The 21,554-nt window shown below is 41.0% G+C and carries 22 protein-coding genes; 17 read left to right on the top strand and 5 right to left on the bottom strand.

The features are described 5' to 3' along the window. The first annotated feature begins 107 nt into the window (after nt 1-107). The 8 genes from AM592_RS13300 to uvrA all read left to right on the top strand — a co-directional run bounded on the left by AM592_RS13300 (nt 108) and on the right by uvrA (nt 10,560). The gene (locus tag AM592_RS13300; protein ID WP_053604235.1) at nt 108-1,538 is read left to right on the top strand and encodes a S41 family peptidase; all 1,431 of its coding nucleotides are present in this window, start codon (nt 108-110) and stop codon (nt 1,536-1,538) included. A 217-nt stretch (nt 1,539-1,755) separates the two neighbouring features. After that, nucleotides 1,756-2,115 (top strand): swarming motility protein SwrAA, encoded by a 360-nt coding sequence (locus AM592_RS13295; protein ID WP_053604234.1) that lies wholly within the window; start codon nt 1,756-1,758, stop codon nt 2,113-2,115. A gap of 79 nt (nt 2,116-2,194) precedes the next feature. Continuing rightward, a complete protein-coding gene (locus tag AM592_RS13290; RefSeq protein WP_053604233.1) occupies nt 2,195-3,385 on the top strand; it encodes a PDZ domain-containing protein in 1,191 nt (396 codons plus the stop codon). A gap of 153 nt (nt 3,386-3,538) precedes the next feature. Beyond that, the gene (locus tag AM592_RS13285) at nt 3,539-4,069 is read left to right on the top strand and encodes a sigma-70 family RNA polymerase sigma factor (RefSeq protein ID WP_053604232.1); all 531 of its coding nucleotides are present in this window, start codon (nt 3,539-3,541) and stop codon (nt 4,067-4,069) included. Beyond that, nucleotides 4,066-5,136 carry a hypothetical protein gene (locus tag AM592_RS13280; protein WP_053604231.1) on the top strand — a complete coding sequence of 357 codons (1,071 nt, stop codon included), beginning with the start codon at nt 4,066-4,068 and terminating at the stop codon, nt 5,134-5,136. The genes AM592_RS13285 and AM592_RS13280 overlap by 4 nt, the downstream gene beginning before the upstream one ends. 165 nt (nt 5,137-5,301) lie before the next feature. Beyond that, nucleotides 5,302-5,538 (top strand): DUF2198 family protein, encoded by a 237-nt coding sequence (locus tag AM592_RS13275; protein ID WP_053604230.1) that lies wholly within the window; start codon nt 5,302-5,304, stop codon nt 5,536-5,538. Between the two features lie 156 nt (nt 5,539-5,694). Further along, a complete protein-coding gene (gene uvrB / locus AM592_RS13270) occupies nt 5,695-7,680 on the top strand; it encodes an excinuclease ABC subunit UvrB (protein ID WP_053604229.1) in 1,986 nt (661 codons plus the stop codon). A gap of 6 nt (nt 7,681-7,686) precedes the next feature. Then, entirely contained in the window at nt 7,687-10,560 is a 2,874-nt protein-coding gene (gene uvrA, locus AM592_RS13265; RefSeq protein WP_053604228.1) for an excinuclease ABC subunit UvrA, read from the top strand. Nucleotides 10,561-10,590: 30 nt separating this feature from the next. Here uvrA and AM592_RS13260 read toward each other — a convergent pair whose 3' ends face one another. Continuing rightward, on the bottom strand, nt 10,591-10,827 hold the full coding sequence (locus AM592_RS13260; RefSeq protein ID WP_053604227.1) for a hypothetical protein: 237 nt from the start codon (nt 10,825-10,827) through the stop codon (nt 10,591-10,593). A 247-nt stretch (nt 10,828-11,074) separates the two neighbouring features. Here AM592_RS13260 and AM592_RS13255 point away from each other — a divergent pair, with 247 nt between their 5' ends. The 4 genes from AM592_RS13255 to AM592_RS13240 all read left to right on the top strand — a co-directional run bounded on the left by AM592_RS13255 (nt 11,075) and on the right by AM592_RS13240 (nt 13,847). Continuing rightward, nucleotides 11,075-12,160 (top strand): DUF4097 family beta strand repeat-containing protein, encoded by a 1,086-nt coding sequence (locus AM592_RS13255; protein ID WP_053604226.1) that lies wholly within the window; start codon nt 11,075-11,077, stop codon nt 12,158-12,160. A gap of 11 nt (nt 12,161-12,171) precedes the next feature. Next, a complete protein-coding gene (locus tag AM592_RS13250) occupies nt 12,172-12,369 on the top strand; it encodes a PspC domain-containing protein (RefSeq protein ID WP_053604225.1) in 198 nt (65 codons plus the stop codon). Continuing rightward, complete coding sequence (locus AM592_RS13245) at nt 12,370-12,732, top strand: phage holin family protein (RefSeq protein ID WP_053604224.1); 363 nt, start codon at nt 12,370-12,372, stop codon at nt 12,730-12,732. A 95-nt stretch (nt 12,733-12,827) separates the two neighbouring features. Further along, entirely contained in the window at nt 12,828-13,847 is a 1,020-nt protein-coding gene (locus tag AM592_RS13240) for a metallophosphoesterase (RefSeq protein ID WP_053604223.1), read from the top strand. Nucleotides 13,848-14,041: 194 nt separating this feature from the next. On the opposite strand, the gene AM592_RS13235 is transcribed toward AM592_RS13240, so the two are convergent. The 4 genes from AM592_RS13235 to nagA all read right to left on the bottom strand — a co-directional run bounded on the left by AM592_RS13235 (nt 14,042) and on the right by nagA (nt 17,358). Then, nucleotides 14,042-14,635: an N-acetylmuramoyl-L-alanine amidase family protein gene (locus AM592_RS13235; protein ID WP_053604222.1), complete on the bottom strand. Its 594-nt coding sequence runs from the start codon at nt 14,633-14,635 to the stop codon at nt 14,042-14,044. Nucleotides 14,636-14,697: 62 nt separating this feature from the next. Further along, nucleotides 14,698-15,429: a GntR family transcriptional regulator gene (locus tag AM592_RS13230; RefSeq protein ID WP_053604221.1), complete on the bottom strand. Its 732-nt coding sequence runs from the start codon at nt 15,427-15,429 to the stop codon at nt 14,698-14,700. Nucleotides 15,430-15,442: 13 nt separating this feature from the next. Then, nucleotides 15,443-16,177: a glucosamine-6-phosphate deaminase gene (nagB, locus tag AM592_RS13225; RefSeq protein ID WP_053604220.1), complete on the bottom strand. Its 735-nt coding sequence runs from the start codon at nt 16,175-16,177 to the stop codon at nt 15,443-15,445. Continuing rightward, the gene (gene nagA, locus AM592_RS13220) at nt 16,177-17,358 is read right to left on the bottom strand and encodes an N-acetylglucosamine-6-phosphate deacetylase (RefSeq protein ID WP_053604219.1); all 1,182 of its coding nucleotides are present in this window, start codon (nt 17,356-17,358) and stop codon (nt 16,177-16,179) included. Before nagA ends, nagB begins: the two co-directional genes overlap by 1 nt. 150 nt (nt 17,359-17,508) lie before the next feature. On the opposite strand from nagA, the gene hprK reads away from it, so the two are divergent. From hprK to AM592_RS13195, 5 genes are read left to right on the top strand one after another with little or no spacing between them, the layout of a single operon-like run. After that, entirely contained in the window at nt 17,509-18,438 is a 930-nt protein-coding gene (hprK, locus tag AM592_RS13215) for an HPr(Ser) kinase/phosphatase (protein ID WP_053604218.1), read from the top strand. A gap of 15 nt (nt 18,439-18,453) precedes the next feature. Next, entirely contained in the window at nt 18,454-19,272 is an 819-nt protein-coding gene (gene lgt / locus AM592_RS13210; protein WP_053604217.1) for a prolipoprotein diacylglyceryl transferase, read from the top strand. A 24-nt stretch (nt 19,273-19,296) separates the two neighbouring features. Then, nucleotides 19,297-20,247, top strand: a complete 951-nt coding sequence (locus AM592_RS13205; RefSeq protein ID WP_053604216.1) for a nucleoside recognition domain-containing protein — start codon at nt 19,297-19,299, stop codon at nt 20,245-20,247. After that, nucleotides 20,237-20,878 carry a pyrophosphatase PpaX gene (gene ppaX, locus AM592_RS13200; protein WP_053604215.1) on the top strand — a complete coding sequence of 214 codons (642 nt, stop codon included), beginning with the start codon at nt 20,237-20,239 and terminating at the stop codon, nt 20,876-20,878. Before AM592_RS13205 ends, ppaX begins: the two co-directional genes overlap by 11 nt. 1 nt (nt 20,879) lies before the next feature. After that, nucleotides 20,880-21,392, top strand: a complete 513-nt coding sequence (locus AM592_RS13195) for an acyltransferase (protein WP_053604214.1) — start codon at nt 20,880-20,882, stop codon at nt 21,390-21,392. The last annotated feature ends 162 nt before the right edge of the window (nt 21,393-21,554 follow it).

The raw sequence follows: 21,554 nt of genomic DNA, 5'->3' as shown, positions 1-21,554 counted from the left end.
AACTCTTAAAACATCTGTTTTAAGAGTTTTTTTCATTTCTTCCATTACATGAAATGATTCTCTTTTGCACATACTATCTCAACCCACATGATTGAAGGAGGCAGAGAATGAAAAAGAGAATCGCATCATGGATTGTAATGTGTACCTTAATCGTCAGCGGAATGGGGCTGTATGCAATTATCGAGCCTGCAGGCTTCCATAAAGCAGATGCCCTCTCCTCTCCAGACCGGGAAGAGGTGAATGGGTTTGAAAAATTTAAAAAAGCTTATGAATTAATATCGAATGAATACGTGGAAGAGGTTGATCGGGAGAAGCTTCTTGAAGGGGCTATTCAAGGAATGCTTACTTCTTTAAATGATCCATATTCTGTCTATATGGACAAGCAGACAGCCAAACAATTTTCAGACGCACTCGATTCATCGTTTGAAGGAATCGGAGCGGAAGTAGGAATGGAAAATGGAAAAATAATAATTGTTTCTTCTTTTAAGCGCTCCCCTGCGGAAAAATCAGGCCTAAAGCCGAATGATGAAATCATCAGCATTGATGGTGAGTCGATGGCGGGTAAGGATTTGAATGATGCGGTATTAAAAATTCGCGGCAAGAAAGGGTCGAAAGTAAAGATCGAAGTTCACCGTACCGGAACGAGGGAGAATTTATCTTTTTTGATTAAAAGAGATGAAATACCTCTTGAGACAGTCTTTGCGTCGATAAAGAAAACAAAAGATAAGTCGATTGGCTATATTTCGATTTCATCTTTTTCTGAAAAAACTGCGGATGATTTCTCAAAATCATTAAAAAATCTTGAGGATAAAGGAATCGACGGTTTGGTTCTTGATGTTCGCGGGAACCCGGGAGGCTATCTTCAAAGTGTAGAAGAAATCATGAAGCATTTTATTACAAAGGACCAGCCATATATTCAAATTGCAGAAAGGAACGGTGAAACAAAGAAATTTTATTCGAAATTAACAAAACCAAAGCCGTATCCGGTATCTGTTATAACGGATAAAGGCAGTGCCTCCGCTTCTGAGATACTGGCGGGTGCTTTAAAGGAAGCCTGCCACTATGATGTGATCGGAGAAACTTCTTTTGGGAAAGGAACGGTTCAGCAGGCAGTCCCAATGGGAGATGGAAGCAATATAAAACTTACGCTGTACAAGTGGCTGACCCCGGATGGCAACTGGATTCATAAAAAGGGAGTCAAGCCGACGATTCTGGTTACACAGCCTAAATTTTTATCAGTAGGACCTCTGCAAATAAAAGAACCTTTAAAAGAGGATATGAACAACAACGAAGTAAGCCGCGCCCAAATTTTGTTAAAAGGCCTCGGGTTTGATTCAAAACGGATGGATGGATATTTTAATAAAAGTACAAAAAAGGCAGTTAGAAGCTTTCAAAGCAAGCACGGCCTAAAAGAAACCGGAGTGATTGATAACCGCACGGCACAACGGATCAACGAGAAAATTAATTCTCTAAAGGAGGATGAGAAAAACGATCTTCAACTTCAGGCAGCTTTAAAAACAATATCGAAACAAAAGTGAGCACAGCATTGCTCACTTTTTTGTTTTGGCAATATTTTCATGAAAAATGAAACTTTCGTTGGTTGTAATAGAAATGAAATATTTTTAAAATGTAAGAAAGGTTTACAAAAAGGGTAGGTTCTTCTAGCGTAGATGATATAATACATGCTTCAAATAGAGCCATTTTAAGAAATGGAGTTTGCGCTTTTCTTAGTAGATAGAAAATGGAGGTTCAATATTGAAAAGGGCAAGTCTAGTTAGAGAGAAAAGATACAAAGGGTTGGTGAATGAATTAACACACCATACACAAAAAGTAACCTTTTCTTCGACAAAAGCTACGGAGCTTCTGATGATGTTTTGCAGGTATTTAGTCAACTATACATCAATCAGCAGTGTAAAGGATATTACGGAAGATTGTGCGGAATATTATTTTGATTATTTGATGAGGAACCATAAAAGGCTGGGTGTGAATTTAACAGATATCAAACGGTCGATGCAGCTCGTTGGGAATGTCTTAGATGTTGAGGTTGATCATTATCTAAACGATTTTTCCCTTTCCAATGTTACGCTGTGGATCAATCAAGACATAGAAAAATAACCTCAGGTTGGCATATTCATTTATTTATTAATTTGATAAACTAGAATAATAATGCTAGGTTGAGGCGGTGAACGTTTCCTTGATGGTCGAATGGTTGTATCAGTTCGCTAAAGGAGCAGGATGGTTCTTTGTTAATCCTCTCTTCTATTTTTTTGTAGTCATGAGTTTGTTTTATGGACATGTCCGTATCAAAAGGGAACGAAAAACCTTTCACACCCGTGTGAAGGACATTACAGATGAATTGAAATTTACATATACGAAAGGGATCGCTGCAGGTCTAATACTGTCTGTTTTGTTTTGTGCAGTTGGAATCGTTTTGCCGTTCGGGCTTCTCATGCTCATTTTCATAATTACGGCTCTCTTCAGCTTCACATTTCGTATGAGCGCGTTGTCGTCTGCCTACACGCTTGGAATCACAATAATTATTGGATATGGGGCTGCTTTTTTTCCTGAAGCGGACCGAATGATTCCGCAGCTTCCATTAACAAATTGGACCGGATTAGCAGTTTTATTGGGGTTGCTGCTGCTGGCAGAAGGACTATTATCTTACAGGTCTGCACATGTTAAAATGTCTCCGGCAATAGCTATCAGTAAAAGAGGGTCGTACATTGGTCGGCAGATCGCAAACAGGGTATGGCTTCTTCCCCTTTTTCTGTTCATTCCCGGAGACGGAATCAGCGTGCCTTTTGACTGGTGGCCTGTTTTTTCTGTTAATAGTCAGTCATTTATTCCGTTATGGATTCCGTATTTTATAGGGTTTGGCCAGCGTGTCCAAGGATCGCTTCCCATCATAAGCATGCAGCTTACAGCAAGAAGGGTATGTATTCTTGGGATTGTAACACTTGCTATCGGAGCCGCCAGTTATTTCTGGAGTCCGCTGTCTTTAGCGGCAGCTGCTGTGGCAGTAGCAGGACGAGCGTTTTTAAGCTGGAAGCAGCGAGTAAATGACAATAGTGCGCCGTATTACTTTTCTAAGCGTAACCAGGGCTTGATGGTGCTTGGCATTATCCCTCATACACCTGCTGAAGAGCTGAATTTGGAAATTGGTGAAATTATAACGAAGGCTAACGGCATTCAAGTGAGGAAAGTCACTGATTTTTACGAAGCGCTGGAGAAAAACCGGACGTTCATTAAGCTGGAAATTATTGATTGTGACGGCCAGCTTCGTTTTGAACAGCGTGCTTCTTATGAAGGTGAGCATCACGAGCTCGGTATTTTGTTTGTAAAGGAAGATGACGAAATGGAATACCGGCAGTACCGTAATTCATGAAATGTAAAAACGCGATAAGACGCTGAGTGAAGCTCAGCGTCTTTCTTATGTGCTTTTTATCGAATAAGTTTAATTAAGATATTATTATAGTTTTGAAACCTGATTCCCCCTAGCCTCGTCAAAACAATGATCGGTACTAAGGGGGAGAATAAAGTGGGGACACCTATGAAAGAGTATGATAAAGATCAAGAATTAGAAGAGATTATGCATGCATATGGAGACGAGCTCGTCCGGCTGGCTTACACTTATGTGAAAGACGCAGATACAGCGAAGGAAGTCGTACAAAATGTTTTTGTTACGGTATATTCGAAGCTGCATACGTTTCGCAAGGAATCATCCTTGAAAACGTGGTTGTATCGGATAACGATTAATAAGTCCAAGGATTATTTGAAAAGCTGGTATGTGAAGAATAAAGAGTCACTTGCTTCATCCCACTTTGAAGCGCTTCAGCTCTCTCCCTCAGCAGAATCGATTGTTATGAATGAACAGCATGCTTTACAAGTAAGACAGGCTCTGTTTCGTCTACCGAAAAAATACCGAACTCCCGTTTATCTCTATTATTACGAGGATTTTTCGGTAATAGAGATAGCTGAAATATTGCGTACTTCAACAAACACGATAAAAACAAGGTTAAGAAGGGGAAGAGAGAAATTAAAAGATCTTCTTCAGGGGGTTATTGAATGACAGACGACAAGAAGCTAAAGGAATTATTATCTAAAGCTTATCGTAATAAAACTTTTACCGAGCGGGACAGAGCGGCTGTTTTTGCCAAAATAAAAGAGAGGGAAGAGGAAGATATGCATACAAGAAGCAGAAAAAGACCTGGTTCAGTATGGCAGCATCTCGTACCTGTTGCACTCACGTTTGTCTTATTGCTCGGGGTAGGTATTTTCACATTTTCTTCTGCAAAGAATTTGTGGTTTGAGCAAAATCAAGCGTCTCCTTCTATACAACAGCAAGGACCGAATAATGAAAACACCCAAGCTAATGAAGCAGAACCCAAAGTAGATCCGAATCCTAATTCAGATAACGAGCCAAATAAAGTGCCTGACCAAGAACAGCGAAAAGAAGATACCGAAAAAGGCACGGATTCCAAACAAACCGAGGGCTATACATCTTTAGAAGCATTGTTGAAAGACGTCGAGACCTATTTAAACACCGATATTCCATTTGTCAAACCTACCAACCTTCCAAAAGGTGAGAAAACATATTATACGGCTGCGTATGATAATAAACCAGACGGCTACAGCGTGATCATATATCAAACCGATCATCCGGTTCTAATCAATGACCGTTCTTTAAATAATGTCGGTGAGGATAGCCAACTTGTAACGTTGAGAGGGGAAAAGTATGAATCTGCAGAAGCAGCACAACAGGAAGTTGGTTACCAAGAAGTTCAGAAACAGGATCATGCGATTGATTTAGGCTACGGATTATGGGGGATGCAGGACGCAGGAGCAGGACATAAATTCTTTAACTGGAATGAAGGCAGATGGTATTTAGGTATGCAGGCACAAACGCAAAATCAGATTGATTTACCAGGTAAAGCAAAAGAAATGGTTGAGTTTCTTGAAAACAATACACTGCCGATTCCTAATCAATTTGCCCGATTCTCAGTAGCATACGAAAATAATGATGTAACGAATTCGGCTTTTTGGCAAGAAGGCCAAATAGTCTATGAAGTAGAGCCGAATACGAAAGACCCTGTAGATGCATTGCGGATCGTCACTTCAATTACGGAAAATCGTTAACGTAAATTGATGTGTAAAGCTGCCTCACAGGAATTTATAGAGAAAGGGATGCATATTGCATTCCTTTTTCTGTTTTAACTTTGCAAAGTATTGATACATTGACGCAAAAATGGATTTTTGTAATGATATGTGTATCCCATTTAACGAAATTGGAGGAGGGTTTTTGTGATTACAAAAGCCGTTTTTGCTCTAGTATTCCCTTTTTTGCTTGTCGTTCTTTTTACTAGGGTAACATACAGTCATTATGTAGCCATTGCGTTGACAGCTGCTTTGCTGTTCGCCTCCTATTTAAAAGGTTATACACAAACCTATTTTATTGTCGGTCTTGATGTGCTTTCATTAATTGCCGGCTCGCTTTATATGGCGAAGAAAGCAGTTGAAGAAAAGAAGAAAAGTGATTGAAATGATTGAGAATGGTCAACCCTGCTTTTATGGATCGAAGCAGGTTTTTTATTTGAGTAAAATAAAGCGAACTTTAGTTCGTATTTTTCTCGATTTTAACATGTTTTGTGGTAAACTATTGGTAGGAAGATTTCGTTATGAAATGGAGGCTTTTTTGTGAACGATCGTTTTGAGCTCATTTCAGCTTATCAGCCCCAAGGTGATCAGCCAAAAGCCATTGATCACCTGGTGAGGGGAATTAAAGAAGGAAAAAAACATCAAACATTGTTGGGTGCAACTGGAACAGGAAAAACGTTTACCGTTTCGAATGTGATAAAAGAAGTAAATAAACCTACGCTCGTGATTGCCCACAACAAAACACTTGCCGGACAGCTGTACAGCGAGTTTAAGGAGTTTTTTCCGAATAATGCGGTTGAATACTTTGTCAGCTACTACGATTATTATCAGCCGGAAGCTTATGTACCGCAGACGGATACATTTATTGAAAAAGATTCGAGCATCAATGATGAGATTGATAAATTACGGCACTCTGCTACATCTTCTTTATTTGAACGGAAGGATGTTATCATAATCGCCAGTGTATCCTGCATCTACGGTTTGGGTTCCCCAGAGGAATACCGGGAAATGGTGCTTTCTTTGCGAACAGAAATGGAATTGGAAAGAAATGAGCTGCTCAGAAAGTTGGTCGATATCCAATATGTGAGGAACGACATCGATTTTCAGCGCGGGACATTCAGGGTACGGGGCGACGTCGTCGAAATTTTCCCTGCCTCAAGGGATGAGCATTGTATTCGCGTTGAATTGTTTGGCGATGAAATCGAGCGGATCCGGGAAGTCGATGCATTAACAGGAGAAATCCTGGGAGATCGGGACCATGTAGCAATTTTCCCAGCATCCCACTTCGTCACCCGTGAAGAAAAAATGCAAAAAGCCATTGCCAATATTGAAACAGAGCTGGAAGAGCGCCTCAATTATATGCGTGAAGAAGGTAAGCTTTTGGAAGCGCAAAGGCTTGAGCAGCGGACGCGCTATGATCTGGAAATGATGCGGGAAATGGGCTTCTGTTCCGGTATTGAAAACTATTCAAGGCATTTAACATTAAGGGAAGCTGGAGCAACCCCTTATACACTTCTCGATTACTTTCCTGACGATTTTATGATCGTCGTAGATGAGTCGCATGTCACTCTTCCTCAGGTAAGGGGAATGTATAATGGGGACCAGGCAAGGAAGCAGGTACTCGTCGATCACGGCTTTCGGCTGCCTTCTGCCTTAGATAACCGTCCCCTTCGCTTTGAAGAATTTGAAAAGCATATGCATAATTGCATTTATGTATCAGCCACTCCGGGTCCTTTTGAACTGGAGCATACACCAGAGATGGTTGAACAAATTATCCGCCCGACCGGCCTTCTTGATCCAATTATTGAAGTCAGGCCAATTCAAGGCCAGATCGACGATTTAATTGGCGAGATCAATGCAAGAATTGAAAAAAATGAAAGAGTTCTTGTGACGACACTCACGAAAAAAATGTCTGAAGATCTCACAGACTATTTAAAAGAACTCGGCATCAAAGTAAACTATCTCCATTCAGAAATTAAAACACTGGAACGAATTGAAATCATTAGAGATTTACGGCTTGGGAAGCACGATGTTCTAATCGGCATCAACTTGTTGCGGGAAGGGCTTGATATACCTGAGGTTTCCCTTGTAGCAATATTGGATGCGGATAAGGAAGGGTTCCTAAGATCCGAACGATCCCTAATCCAAACGGTAGGGCGTGCGGCCAGAAATGCGAACGGACGGGTTATTATGTATGCCGATAAGATAACGAATTCTATGGAAATCGCTATTTCGGAAACGAAAAGGCGCCGTGAACAGCAGGAAGCTTTCAATAAAGAACATGGCATTACACCTCAGACGATTAATAAGAAAATACGCGATGTCATCCGAGCGACGTTTGCAGCTGAGGATCAAGAGGAATATGAAACAAAAGCGGCACCGAAGCTTTCAAAAATGACGAAGAAGGAAAAGCAAAAAGTCGTCGAACAAATGGAGCACGAAATGAAAGAAGCAGCAAAAGCGCTGGATTTCGAACGTGCGGCAGAGCTGCGGGATTTGCTGCTTGAGCTTAAATCGGAAGGATGATGATAAATGGCTTTAGACCGAATTGAGGTGAAAGGAGCAAGAGTCCATAACCTGAAAAATATCGATATCAATATCCCTCGGGATCAGCTGGTCGTCGTGACGGGGCTGTCGGGTTCAGGAAAATCGTCTCTTGCTTTTGATACGATATACGCAGAAGGACAGAGACGTTATGTTGAGTCCCTTTCTGCCTATGCACGCCAATTTTTAGGGCAAATGGATAAGCCGGATGTCGACACCATTGAAGGGTTGTCTCCGGCAATCAGCATCGATCAGAAAACAACAAGCCGCAACCCTCGTTCAACTGTTGGTACGGTAACAGAAATCTACGATTATCTTCGATTGCTGTATGCAAGAATCGGAAAGCCGTACTGTCCAAATCACGGCATCGAAATCGAGTCACAGACGATCGAACAAATGGTGGACAGGATCCTTGAGTTTCCTGAGAAAACAAAGCTTCAGGTCCTAGCCCCAATTGTTTCCGGCCGAAAAGGAACACACGCGAAAGTTTTCGAGCAAATTAAAAAGCAAGGGTACGTAAGAGCACGGGTGGATGGCAATGTAGAAGATTTATCCGAAGAGATCGTGCTGGAGAAAAATAAAAAACACAGCATTGAAGTTATTGTCGATCGTATCGTTGTGAAAGAAGGAGTAGCGGCCAGGCTATCTGATTCATTAGAAACAGCTCTTCGCCTCGGAGAAGGAAAAGTGATGATTGATGTTATTGGCCAGGAGGAATTGCTGTTCAGTGAGCTTCATGCCTGCCCAATCTGCGGATTTTCCATTGGCGAGCTTGAGCCGAGAATGTTCTCCTTTAACAGCCCGTTTGGAGCATGTCCAAGCTGTGACGGTCTTGGATCGAAGCTTGAGGTTGATCTTGAGCTGGTCATTCCTGATAAGACACTTTCGTTGAAGGATAACGCGATCGCACCTTGGGAGCCCCAGAGTTCTCAATATTATCCGAAGCTTTTAGAAGCCGTGTGCAATCATTACGGTATTGACATGGATATGCCGGTAGAGGACATACCGACGCATTTGTTTGATAAAGTTCTTTATGGCAGCGGAAAAGAAAAAATATATTTCAGGTATGAAAATGATTTCGGCCAGATTCGAGAAAACCATATTGAATTTGAAGGCGTAATCCGCAACCTTGAACGCCGTTACAAAGAAACGTCTTCCGATTATATCAGGGAGCAAATGGAAAAGTATATGGCTCATCAGCCTTGTCCTGAATGCAAAGGGCACCGCTTGAAAAGAGAAGCCTTGGCTGTACTTATTAATGAAAATCATATTGGGAACATAACGAAGCTCTCCATTACTCAGGCTTTGGACTTCTTCCATTCTCTTGAGCTGTCGGAAAAAGATATGCAGATCGCAAGACTGATATTGCGTGAAATTGAAGAACGTCTTGGGTTCTTGAATAATGTGGGCTTGGATTACTTAACGATGAGCCGCTCTGCTGGAACGCTTTCAGGAGGAGAAGCACAGCGGATCCGCTTGGCTACTCAGATTGGCTCCAGACTGACCGGAGTCCTTTACATTCTTGATGAGCCTTCTATCGGCTTGCATCAAAGAGACAATGACCGTCTCATTGATACCCTAAAGAGAATGAGGGATATCGGCAATACACTTATTGTTGTCGAGCATGATGAAGACACGATGATTGCAGCCGATTACTTGATTGACATTGGACCCGGGGCAGGAGTGCACGGTGGAGAGATTGTTTCTGCCGGAACTCCTGAGGATGTTATGAATGATTCCAACTCATTAACCGGCCAATATCTTTCCGGAAAGAAATTTATTCCGCTGCCTGTCGAACGTAAATCATCTAACGGAAGGTTTATTGAAATTAAAGGGGCGAAAGAAAATAACCTGAAAAATGTTTCAGTCAAATTTCCACTGGGGACATTTATTGCTGTTACAGGTGTGTCTGGGTCAGGAAAAAGTACGCTCGTTAACGAAATTCTTCATAAAGCATTAGCTCAAAAGCTTCATCGGGCGAAAACAAAGCCGGGTGAATTCAAAGAATTAAAAGGGGCTGACTATCTTGATAAGGTGATTGATATTGATCAATCTCCTATCGGAAGAACGCCTAGGTCCAATCCGGCAACATACACCGGTGTATTCGATGACATACGGGATGTCTTCTCTCAAACAAATGAAGCGAAGATCCGGGGATACAAAAAAGGAAGGTTTAGTTTTAATGTCAAGGGCGGACGTTGCGAAGCGTGCCGTGGTGATGGAATTATTAAAATTGAAATGCACTTTCTGCCTGATGTCTATGTTCCTTGTGAAGTATGCCATGGTAAACGTTACAACAGAGAAACGCTTGAAGTAACTTATAAAGGGAAAAATATCTCTGATGTTCTGGAAATGACAGTTGAGAATGCCCTTCAATTCTTTGAAAACATACCGAAAATTAAAAGGAAGCTTCAAACGATTTTCGACGTTGGTCTGGGCTACGTCAAACTGGGACAGCCTGCCACAACAATGTCTGGCGGTGAAGCACAGCGGGTAAAATTGGCTTCTGAACTCCACAGGAGATCAAACGGCAGATCCTTATATATATTAGATGAACCGACAACGGGACTGCATGTCGATGATATTGCAAGATTATTAGTTGTTTTACAAAGACTCGTTGATAATGGAGATACTGTTTTAGTAATTGAACATAATTTAGACGTCATTAAAGCGGCTGATCATCTCATTGATTTAGGTCCGGAAGGAGGCTCAGGCGGCGGGCAAATAATAGCTGTCGGAAGTCCTGAAGAAATTATTAAGTCAAACGAATCCTACACTGGACGGTATCTTAAACCAGTTCTTGAACGTGATCGGTTAAGAATGAAAGAGTTATTAAAAAGCAAAGAAACGATTACTCCTTAAAACCCTCTTAGAAGGGTTTTTCTTTTTTGTTTATTTTAACCGATCGATTTGTCTGCTTAGGCGGATCAAATCATTTGAGATATGAGCGCTGCTGCTGTCAAGAAGCACTTTTAAGTAATGGATTTCTTGAGACATTGACGGCAGCGATGATAATTTTTCAAGCTGCAATATCATTTCCTTGTTCATTCGTTTTTGCTCATTCACAAGCTCCAGCAATTCTTTTTTCGTATAGGCTAGCTCTTCTGGATTGGAGGGCTTGTTTGGCATTATAAATACCTCCTGTTTTTTTACCAATTTTAAAGGGTAATAAAAAAAGAATCTATTTAATCGCTCAAAAAAAATTAATTTGAACAAATTGGCTCATGCCCATAGAATGAAAATGAAACCTTTTCACAGGGGAACCGTATAACTATGTAAATGGGCACTGACCCTTTGGCATAAAAACGATACAGAATGATAAAGCGGAATGAAATTTTAATAAATGCATAAAACTCAAGTGGAGGAGGAAATAAAAATGCAAGAAGAAAAAAAACGTATCTTAAAGCTGGTGGAAGAAGGCAAACTGACAGCCAGCGAAGCGATTACTTTAATGGAAAAGCTTGAGGAAGCATCCGAAGAAAGCAAAACAACTTCACTATCTGCTGAGGTTAAAAAAACATCCTCATCTTCAGAAGAGACGAAAACAACTCATAAAACATCATCAATTGGAACGAAATTGTTTGATTTAATGGACACCGCTGTTAAGAAAGTTAAGGAAGTCGATTTTGATTTGAACTTTGGCCAGTCTTATGATGTCAAACATATTTTTCAATATAAAGAAACTGAATTTAACAATCTTGACATTCATTTAGCGAACGGAAGCTTAAATATTTTACCGTGGGATGAGAGTGATGTTCGTGTAGAATGCCAGGGCAAAATATACAGGGTTGACAATCAGGAGGAAGCAAAGACGGCGTTTCACAATCATTTTGAATGCGGTGTTGAAGGCGAAAAGCTTTTCATCCGTACAGAAAAAAAGACGATGAAAACAAATGTAACGCTTCAAATTCCGCAAAAGCAGTATGAAAAAATCCGTATCAAATTGTTTAATGGTCCAGTCAGAGGGGAACATTTGAAAGTAAATGAATTAAATGCGAAAACAACAAATGGAGTTGTTTCTTTTTCATCATTAAAAGCTGACAAAGCTGGGATTGAAACAGCTAATGGGCAAATCAAACTGGTTGATTATGAATGCGGTTCGATCGAGGCAGAAACGATCAATGGAATGATTGAATTGCGCGGGTCCAGCCAATCACTTGATTTGCAAAGCTTTAACGGCAACATCACAGCAAAAATTACCGATCCAAATGTTAAATCGGTATACGCAAAAACGACAACCGGAAGCGTGGAGTTTTCGATTCCCCATGGAGTTGAAGTGAAAGCAGAGCTGAAAAGCAATCTTGGATCATTAGCTGCAGATCTTGACGAGGTCGTGATGATCAGAGAGAAAAGTGACACGCTCCAAAAGGAAATGTATTTCAAAGCAAACCAGGGGCAGGAACACAAATTGACACTATTTACAGAAACGAAAACTGGATCTATTAAGCTTAAACAATTGTAGAGGGTGATTTTGTGAAAAAATGGTTTCGATCAACGACCGATAAAAAAATTGCAGGGGTCATCGGTGGATTAGCCCAATATTTAAATATAGATGCTACTCTGTTACGGATTATTACGGTTATCCTGGCGATTATTACTACAGTCATCCCCTTTCTGATTATTTATCTCATTTGTATTTATATGGTTCCGGAAGAAGGAGAAATTAAGTAAATGTTGAAATGGATTATCAGTGTTCTTGTCAATGCTTTGCTGTTGATCGTTATTGCCGGTTATTTTGAATCAGTAGAATTAACCGGAATATGGGCAGCAATTGTGGCAAGTTTCATTTTATCGATTTTAAATGTACTGGTAAAACCGATCTTGGTCATTCTGACGCTGCCTGTAACGGTTTTAACGCTTGGGTTGTTTTTATTCATCATCAATGCTATTACCTTGGCGATGACAGCTGCCATTATGGGAGACAGCTTCAATATCGATGGTTTTGGAACAGCGATCTGGGCTTCAATTGTGCTTTCCCTCTTTCATTTGTTGATTCAAAAAGGAATAATTGAACCTTTAAATCAAAAAAAATAACCCGGATTGGGTTATTTGTTTTTCCTTCAACTTCCTTTTGTTTCTGTCTATAAGACCTCCTTGCTTGTGACATCCTATTAGAAGGAGGTCTGCTTATGGGAATTGTTAGACATAAATTCAAGCCTTTTATTCTTACAGTCGTCTTTTTCATCTGCTTCACAATGGAGAATGGAGTACAAGCGTCAAATGAAACAGCCGCCGGAAATTGGCTCTATAAAAAAGAATATACGTTTATTTGGATGTCCGATACGCAATACTATTCAGAAAGCTATCCGCATATTTTAGAAAAACAGGTGAATTGGATTACAGAAGAAAAAGAAAAGCTTAATATTCAATACGTTTTCCATACCGGAGATATTATCAATAAAGCAGATAAACGCGTTCAGTGGGAGCGTGCGGATCGGCTTTTAGGCGTTTTGGACAAAAATCTTGTGCCGTATGGAGTGTTGGCAGGAAACCACGATCTCCTGAACGGCAAGGACAATTACACGAAGTATGGAAAATATTTCGGCTATTCAAGGTTTAAAGATAACCCCTGGTATGGTGATAGGTATCTACAAAATAAGGGGCATTATGATTTAATTTCTGCCGAAGGAGACGACTATATCATCGTATTTATGGGCTGGGGAATCAATCAGGAGGAAGTGAACTGGATGAACGATGTCCTTCAACAGTATCCCGATCGTCGGGCGATCCTTGCCTTTCACGATTATTTGTATACAAACGGCGAAAGAAGCCAAGTAGGCGAAAAATTATACGAACAGATTGTAAAGCAAAATAAAAACGTAGAATTGGTGTTAAGCGGTCATTATCACGGAGCAAATGTAAAAGCGGATGAGATTGATGACGACGGGGACGGAAAAGCAGACCGGACAGTTTACCAAATTCTCGCAGATTATCAAGCTGCACCAAATGGCGGGCAAGGCTACTTGCGGGTGCTTACTGTTAATCCTAAAGATGACACCATCCACTTCACCACGTTTTCTCCTTATCTTCATTCATTCAATTATTATGACGCAGAAACCTATCCCGGGAAGGATGAATTCATCATTAAGATGAAAGGGAAGAAAAATAAATGGTTCTTCAGAAAACTTCAATTTTACAATAAATCTTAAAGAGAAAAGACAAATGAGGATAAATCCCAGACATGGGAGGATAACCCCCAGCAATGGATGATTAAACCTCAAACGAAACCATAGTAAAATGATAGTGCAGTAAAAAAGGCCCTTGGTTAAGGACCTTTTTTGAATCATTCATCAAAGCCAGCTTTTTTAGCGTTGTAACTAGTTTCTCAGCATGCTCGTTCTCATCAAACGCACCCGCTTGAACCATGTTTAGTCCGGCGCTTTCGCTTAAGCTTGTAAAACCCGGTAATGCCCTTAGTGATTGCTTCTGCACATGCTTGACGATAAGCGGGTGTTTTTAACAGGGCGGCTTCCTCTTTATTGGTCATAAAACCACATTCACAAAGGATCGCCGTCATTTTTGTTTCTCTCAGCACATGAAAGTCAGCCAGCTTCACGCCCCGGTTTTTTCTTTCCGTCGCCTTGATTAATTCGTTTTGAATCGTTTGTGCAAGAGACGTGGCTTCCGTTGGCTTTGATAGGTAAACGAACGTTTCAATTCCGTTAACATCGTTCCACTCTTTTCCATTGCCACTCGCGTTGGCATGAATGGATAGATACAAATCGGCAGAAGCCTTATTTGCAAGAGCTGTTCGTTCCTTTAAAGGGACGTCTCTCTTGTCGCTGTGAACGGAAGATACCTGAACAGATGAATAGGTTTTAAGCAAGGTTTTTACCTTTTCGGCAATATCTCTGTTAAACTCGTACTCCTTCATTCCATCAACCGTACGTTTTCCCGGCGTTTGATACCCATGGCCAGCATCTAAAAATATTTTCACTTAATCAACCTCCTTTATCTCTGTTATAAACAGTAGATACTGTAAAAGGAGCATGATTAGCGCTATTTTTGTCGATCCATCTGAAAAATAAATGAATATCGGTCTCCTCGATAAACGGATTTTACATATTCGAACGGTGTCCCGTTTTGCAAAAATGATATGCGTTTCATCAGAAGAACAGGTGTTCCTTTCGAAATGTCAAGATGGCTTGCTTCGAAAGCATCTGCAATACCTGCCTCCAATTCTTGCCTGGCGTGACTGATCAATGAATCGAGATGTTTTTCCACGTATTCATAAAGAGAGGCCTTAAGATCTGCTTCAGTCAGCCCTTTCAACAGATCAATGGGAATATACGTCGTTTCTAATGCCATAGGGATATCGTCTGCAAGCCTGATTCTCATGATCTCATATACGCTTGCGCCATAAGGGCGGCTTAATTGGTTCGAAATGTGTTCATCCGCTTTGATGATTTCAAACCGAAGGAGCTTACTGCTTGGTTTTCGTCCGCGGCTTTTCATATCTTCCGTAAAGCTTGTCAATCCCTGAAGCGGCTGTTTAATTTTTTGTTTGCTGACAAACGTTCCTTTTCCCTTTTGCCGATAAAGATATCCTTGGCTGACTAAATTTGAAAGGGCCTGTCTTACAGTCATTCGGCTGATTCCGAATGTCTCTGAATATTCCCGTTCAGAAGGAAGCAGCATATCTGGCTGCAGCTCTCCCTTGTCTATCATCGCTTTCAGCTGTTCTTCAATTTGATGATAAATAGGGACTGGTGAATGCTTATTAATATACATTAATTTAATCCTTTCAATCGTCTAATAAAGATGCAGCATCACGATCGATGAAAATCGTCGTATTCGGATGGAGATGAAGAGCTGACGCAGGGAAGCTTTCATCCACGGTACCTTCAATCAGCCTTTTTACAGCACTGGCTTTCTTTTTTCCAGATGCAAGCAAAATAATCCTCTTGCTGTTTAAAATGCTCTCAATCCCCATCGTTATGGCTTGCTTAGGCACGTCTTCTATAGTATGGAAATACCTTGAGTTCGCTTCGATTGTTTGCTGTTTTAATGTTACAGTGTGTGTTTTGGTCGAAAATGGCGTTCCTGGTTCATTGAAACCGATATGGCCGTTATGACCGATTCCGAGAAGCTGGAGGTCGATGCCGCCGCGGGAGGTGATCAGCTTTTCATAATCCTCACATTCCTGCAGCAAGTTCTCATTCGTTCCGTCAGGCAGGAAATATTGATCTTTTGGAATATCAATATGTGAAAACAGGCGTTTCGTCATGTAATAGCGATAACTATTCGGATCGTCTGAACCAAGCCCGACATATTCATCGAGGTTAAAGGTCACGACAGAACGAAAAGAAAGATTTTGTCTTTTATGAATGTCAATAAGTTCATCGTATACTCCTTCAGGTGTCCCTCCCGTAGCGAGTCCGAGAACAGAATCGGCTTTTCTTTGAATTTGGCTTGCAATTTCTTCAGCTGCGGCCCGGCTAAGTTCTTTGTAAGAATGATAAATAAGAATATTAACCATTATAATTCCTCCGTTCTTTCCCAGGCAATTTTTCCTTTGCAATAAGTTTTAAGTACGTCTCCTTCAGGACTTACTATCACAAGGTCTGCATCTTTTCCAGCAGCAAGGCTTCCTTTTCTGTCATATACCTTCAACTGGTTTGCTGCGTTGGCTGAGGTCATGCGGACAATATCCAAAAGTGAACAATTTGTAATTTTCATCATCAGCTTTGCCCCTTCGTTCATTTTTAGAATGGATCCTGCAAGTGTTCCGTCAGAAAGAAAAGCTGTGTCTCCTTTTACCTCAACCGTTTGTCCGCCAAAGTCATAACGTCCGTCACTTAGACCTTTTCCTCTCATGGAATCGGTGATCATAATAATTCCGCTGCTACCTTTCGCTTGATAGGTCAGTTTTACCGCCGCTTCGTGACTGTGAATTCCGTCTGTTATCAATTCGGCAAAAAGATCTTCGCGAGCAAGCGCAGTTCCTGCAACTCCCGGTTCCCGGTGATGAAATCCTCTCATACCGTTGAATAAGTGTGTCACATGCTTGGCTCCAGAAGCAATTGCTTCGTTCATTTGGTTATAATTTGCGTCGGAATGGCCGATGGATGGAATAATATTCTGAGATGTTAAGTACTTCACAAAAGTATGGGAGGTGTCTTCTTCAGGTGCGAATGTAACAATTTTAATTCGATTCTCTGAAAGCTTTTGCCATTTAATAAACGTTTCTAGGTTAGGTGGAATTATATGGTTCTCCGGCTGTGCTCCTGCCTTGTTCTTATTAATAAAAGGGCCTTCTAAATGAATTCCCAGCATTTCAGCCCCCATGTGGTTGTGCTGGCCATTCATCCAATGAGCTGCATTTCTTAATGCATCTTCAATGCGGGAGTGCTCTTGGGTAATCGTTGTGGCCAAAAAACTTGTCGTTCCCTCGGAGGGAAGATGCTTTGAAATGGTCTGTAATGCGTCAGGAGTTGCATCCATAGTATCCGCTCCGTACCCGCCGTGAATATGAATATCAATCATTCCCGGCAAAAGAACTGAGCCGCTCGGTGCCGTAATAACCTTGTCGCAAGAAATATCCGGCTCGCCGTGCCCGACCTTGAGGATGACTTCATCTTCAAAGATAAGATATCCGTTAGGTATGATCTCATGCTCTTCTGCGATTTTTACGTTCTGAATGGCAAGTCTTTGTCCCATATTCTCCTCCAGTTATTAATAGAGTATAGTTGTCTATACAAATGTACCATTTGTTTGTCGTTTAATAAAATATGTTTTGGCTTTTTTTTAAAAGTGATAGAATATAGCTGTATGTCAAAAAAAACCTCGACCTAGAAGGGGGAAAAAGTAATGCCAAAGGTTCGAACGAAAGACCTAATGGACCATTTTCAACTCGAATTAATAAGCGGAGAAGAAGGGATCAATCGGCCAATTACTATGAGTGATCTGTCCAGACCAGGTTTGGAAATGGCTGGATACTTTACATATTATCCAAAGGAACGTGTCCAGCTTTTGGGAAAAACCGAAATTTCCTTTTTTGAAAAACTTTTGGATAGTGAGAAAAGGCATCGCATGGATTCTTTATGTACGGATATAACACCAGCCGTTATTGTAACGAGAGACATGCATGTGCCGCCTGAACTGATCGAATCATCTGAACAAAACGGAGTCCCTGTTTTAAGATCGCCATTAAAAACGACGAGGCTTGCGAGCAGACTGACCAATTATCTAGAGAGCAAGCTTGCGCCAACGACTGCTGTTCATGGTGTATTGGTTGATATTTATGGTGTAGGTGTTCTCCTCACGGGAAAAAGTGGTGTAGGAAAAAGTGAAACGGCGTTGGAATTAATAAAAAGAGGCCATCGATTGGTTGCAGACGACTGTGTTGAAATTCGCCAAGAAGATCAAGATACACTTGTTGGAAGTGCGCCTGAACTGATTGAGCATCTTCTAGAAATTAGAGGGCTGGGCATCATCAATGTGATGACTTTATTTGGTGCCGGTTCTGTACGAAGCTATAAACGTATTACGCTTGTCATGAACCTGGAGCTTTGGGAACAGGGAAAGCAGTACGACAGGCTTGGACTGGAAGAAGAAAAAGTGAAAATCATCGATACAGAAATTACGAAACTTACGGTTCCGGTACGTCCCGGAAGAAACCTTGCCGTTATTATTGAAGTAGCGGCTATGAATTTCCGCTTGAAGCGGATGGGCTTAAATGCAGCTGAACAATTTACAAATAAGCTTGCAGGCGTAATTGAGGAACATGAGCAGGACTAAAAAGGAGCTGAGACCATGAACGAAGAAATTACACCAATAAATCCTGTTGCGTTTGAGCTGGGGCCATTAGCTGTTCATTGGTACGGAGTAATCATTGGACTAGGGGCATTGCTCGGGCTATGGCTGGCAGTCCGTGAAAGCCAAAAAAGAGGGCTTCATAAAGATACATTTGTTGATTTAATTTTATTTGCGATTCCGATCGCGATCCTTTCAGCAAGAGCATACTATGTTATTTTTCAATGGAATGAGTATTACAGGGATCATCCGGGTGAAATCGTGAAAATATGGGAAGGCGGACTGGCCATCCATGGAGGATTAATCGGAGCTGTTGTTACGGGCATTATTTTTGCAAAGATTAGAGGTATTTCATTTTGGAAGCTTGCTGACATTGCAGCTCCTAGTATTTTGCTTGGGCAGGCTATTGGGCGATGGGGAAATTTTATTAACCAGGAAGCCTACGGTGGCCCTGTTACGAGAGCATTTTTGGAAAATTTGCACCTTCCGGAATTCATCATTAACCAAATGAATATACAAGGTCAGTACCATCATCCGACTTTTTTATATGAATCGCTTTGGAACTTCGCAGGAGTTATTCTGCTGCTTGTTCTTAGAAAAGTAAACCTTGGCAGGGGAGAGCTTTTCTTAACTTATGTCATATGGTATTCAATCGGACGTTATTTTATTGAAGGAATGCGTACCGACAGCTTGATGCTGACAGATACGTTACGTGCTGCCCAAGTGATATCGGTCACGCTGATTGCAGCTGCAATTATTTTCATTATAGTCAGACGTGTCAGAGGAGATTCTAAAACAAGATATTTGGATCCCTCTTAAAAAGCTAGCAAAAGGAGAATCTATATGAAAAAAACTCTGGCTGCAGGTGCTAAATCAGGCTTGCAAACAACATGGACACTTGGAAAGGTAATCTTTCCAGTTACAATCCTCATCAGTTTGCTGCAGCATACACCTGTGATGGGTTGGATTATTAAGCTTATTTCTCCAGTTATGGGCATTTTTGGTTTATCTGGAGAAGCCGCCATCCCTCTCGTAATCGGAAATATGCTTAACCTTTATGCAGGAATTGCAGCTATATTTTCCCTTGAATTAACAGTTAAAGAAGTGTTTATTCTAGCGATTATGCTGTCTTTCTGCCATAACGTAATCATCGAATCGACAGTTGCGATGAAGGTCGGCATAAAAATTTGGGTTATTTTAGCCGTACGAATCGGCCTTGCCGTTTTTTCCGGTGTTCTCATTCATCTTTTTTGGCACGGCGGGCAAAGCACGGCTCAATATGGTTTTGTTTCAGTAAACAAAACAGCCCCTCCAGAAGGTTGGTTTGAGATCGTGATGGCTGCGTTTGCCAAAGCCGGTATGAATATTTTGCAGCTTGCTGCGATTATTATTCCTTTGATGATTGTCATCCAGATTATGAGGGATAAAGGATGGCTTAACGTATTCTCCAATTGGATCGCTCCATTTGTCAGACTTCTTGGAATGAAAGAAAATACTTCGATGACAATGGTTGCCGGCCTTACGATTGGGCTTGCGTACGGAGCCGGTGTTATGATCAAAGCAGTAGAGGAAGATGGAGTAAGCAAGAGGGATCTTACGCTTGCTTTTATTTTTCTAGTTGCTTGCCATGCGGTGGTTGAGGATACACTTGTCTTTATTCCGCTCGGCATACCTGTCTGGCCGCTGTTGGTGATACGATTGACAACAGCTTTATTATTAACGATAGCGATTTCTTATTTATGGAAAAACAGGGACTATCATTCTGAAAGAAAAGGAGCCGTCTATGAAGGTTAATACGATCTTATTCGATTTGGATGGAACATTAATCAATACAAACGAACTAATTATAGCTTCTTTCTTGCATACGCTCGAGCATTATTTTCCTGGCAAGTACAAAAGGGAGCAGGTTCTTCCTTTTATCGGCCCATCTCTTCATACAACCTTTACCGGGTTAAAACCGGGACACGAGGAAGACATGATCAAAATGTACAGGGAATTCAACCACAAAATGCACGATGAATTGGTGACAGAGTATGAAACGGTTTATGAAACACTGGAACAGTTAAAGCAATCGGGTTTCAAGCTGGGCATTGTGACAACAAAGCTGAAAAATACTGTAACAATGGGGCTCAAGGTTACCGGGCTTGAACGTTTTTTTGAAGCGATAGTTACTCTCGATGATGTTGAGAATGAAAAGCCGCATCCAGAACCTGTATTAAAAGCGTTAAAGCAATTAAACAGCAAACCTGGGGAAGCAATTATGGTTGGAGATAATTATCATGACATTGAGTCAGGCAAAAGCGCTGGAACTAAAACTGCCGGTGTAGCATGGAGCATTAAAGGGAAAGACTATCTTGCAAAGTACAAACCTGACTATATGCTTGATAAAATGAGCGATCTAATTGCCATCGCAGGAGTGAAGTAATGTGAGGAGAACAACCCGCTATCCGGTTGAAGGCGGTAATTCACTATGGCATGTGTATAAAACTGTGCCCTTCCTTAAAGTCATAAAAAATTTTATCGTCATACAATTAGCGAGATATACTCCTTCTTTGAAAATGAAAAATTGGCTTTACCGCACTTTTTTACATATGAAAATCGGCGATCAGACTTCGTTTGCGTTAATGGTTATGCTCGATATTATGTTTCCTGAAAAGATATCCGTCGGAAGGAACACGGTTATTGGCTACAATACAACGATCCTGGCCCATGAATACTTAATTAAGGAGTATCGGCTGGGGGAAGTCAAAATAGGCGATGAAGTCATGATCGGAGCCAATACAACGATTTTGCCAGGTATAGTCATTGGTGACGGCGCTGTAATTTCTGCAGGTACACTTGTTCATAAAGATGTACCCTCCGGCGCATTTGTAGGAGGAAATCCGATGCAATTTATTTCTATGAAAAAAGAAGCGGAGGAACATAACGGCCAGAGTTAGGCAGGCTGATACCAAGGGAAATTCTAAAAGGAATTTCCTTTTTTTAACCTTTAAAGAATTGCGAAAATCTCTTTTGCATGTTAGCATATTATCATATTAGCGAACTAAAGGATTTTGTTTTTTTGCTCACTTAAACTATCATTAATTTTTTTCAAAAATACT

Origin of the sequence: Bacillus gobiensis, assembly GCF_001278705.1 — a bacterium.
GTDB classification, from domain to species: Bacteria; Bacillota; Bacilli; order Bacillales; family Bacillaceae; genus Bacillus; species Bacillus gobiensis.
This window is presented reverse-complemented; position numbering and strand designations above follow the sequence as displayed.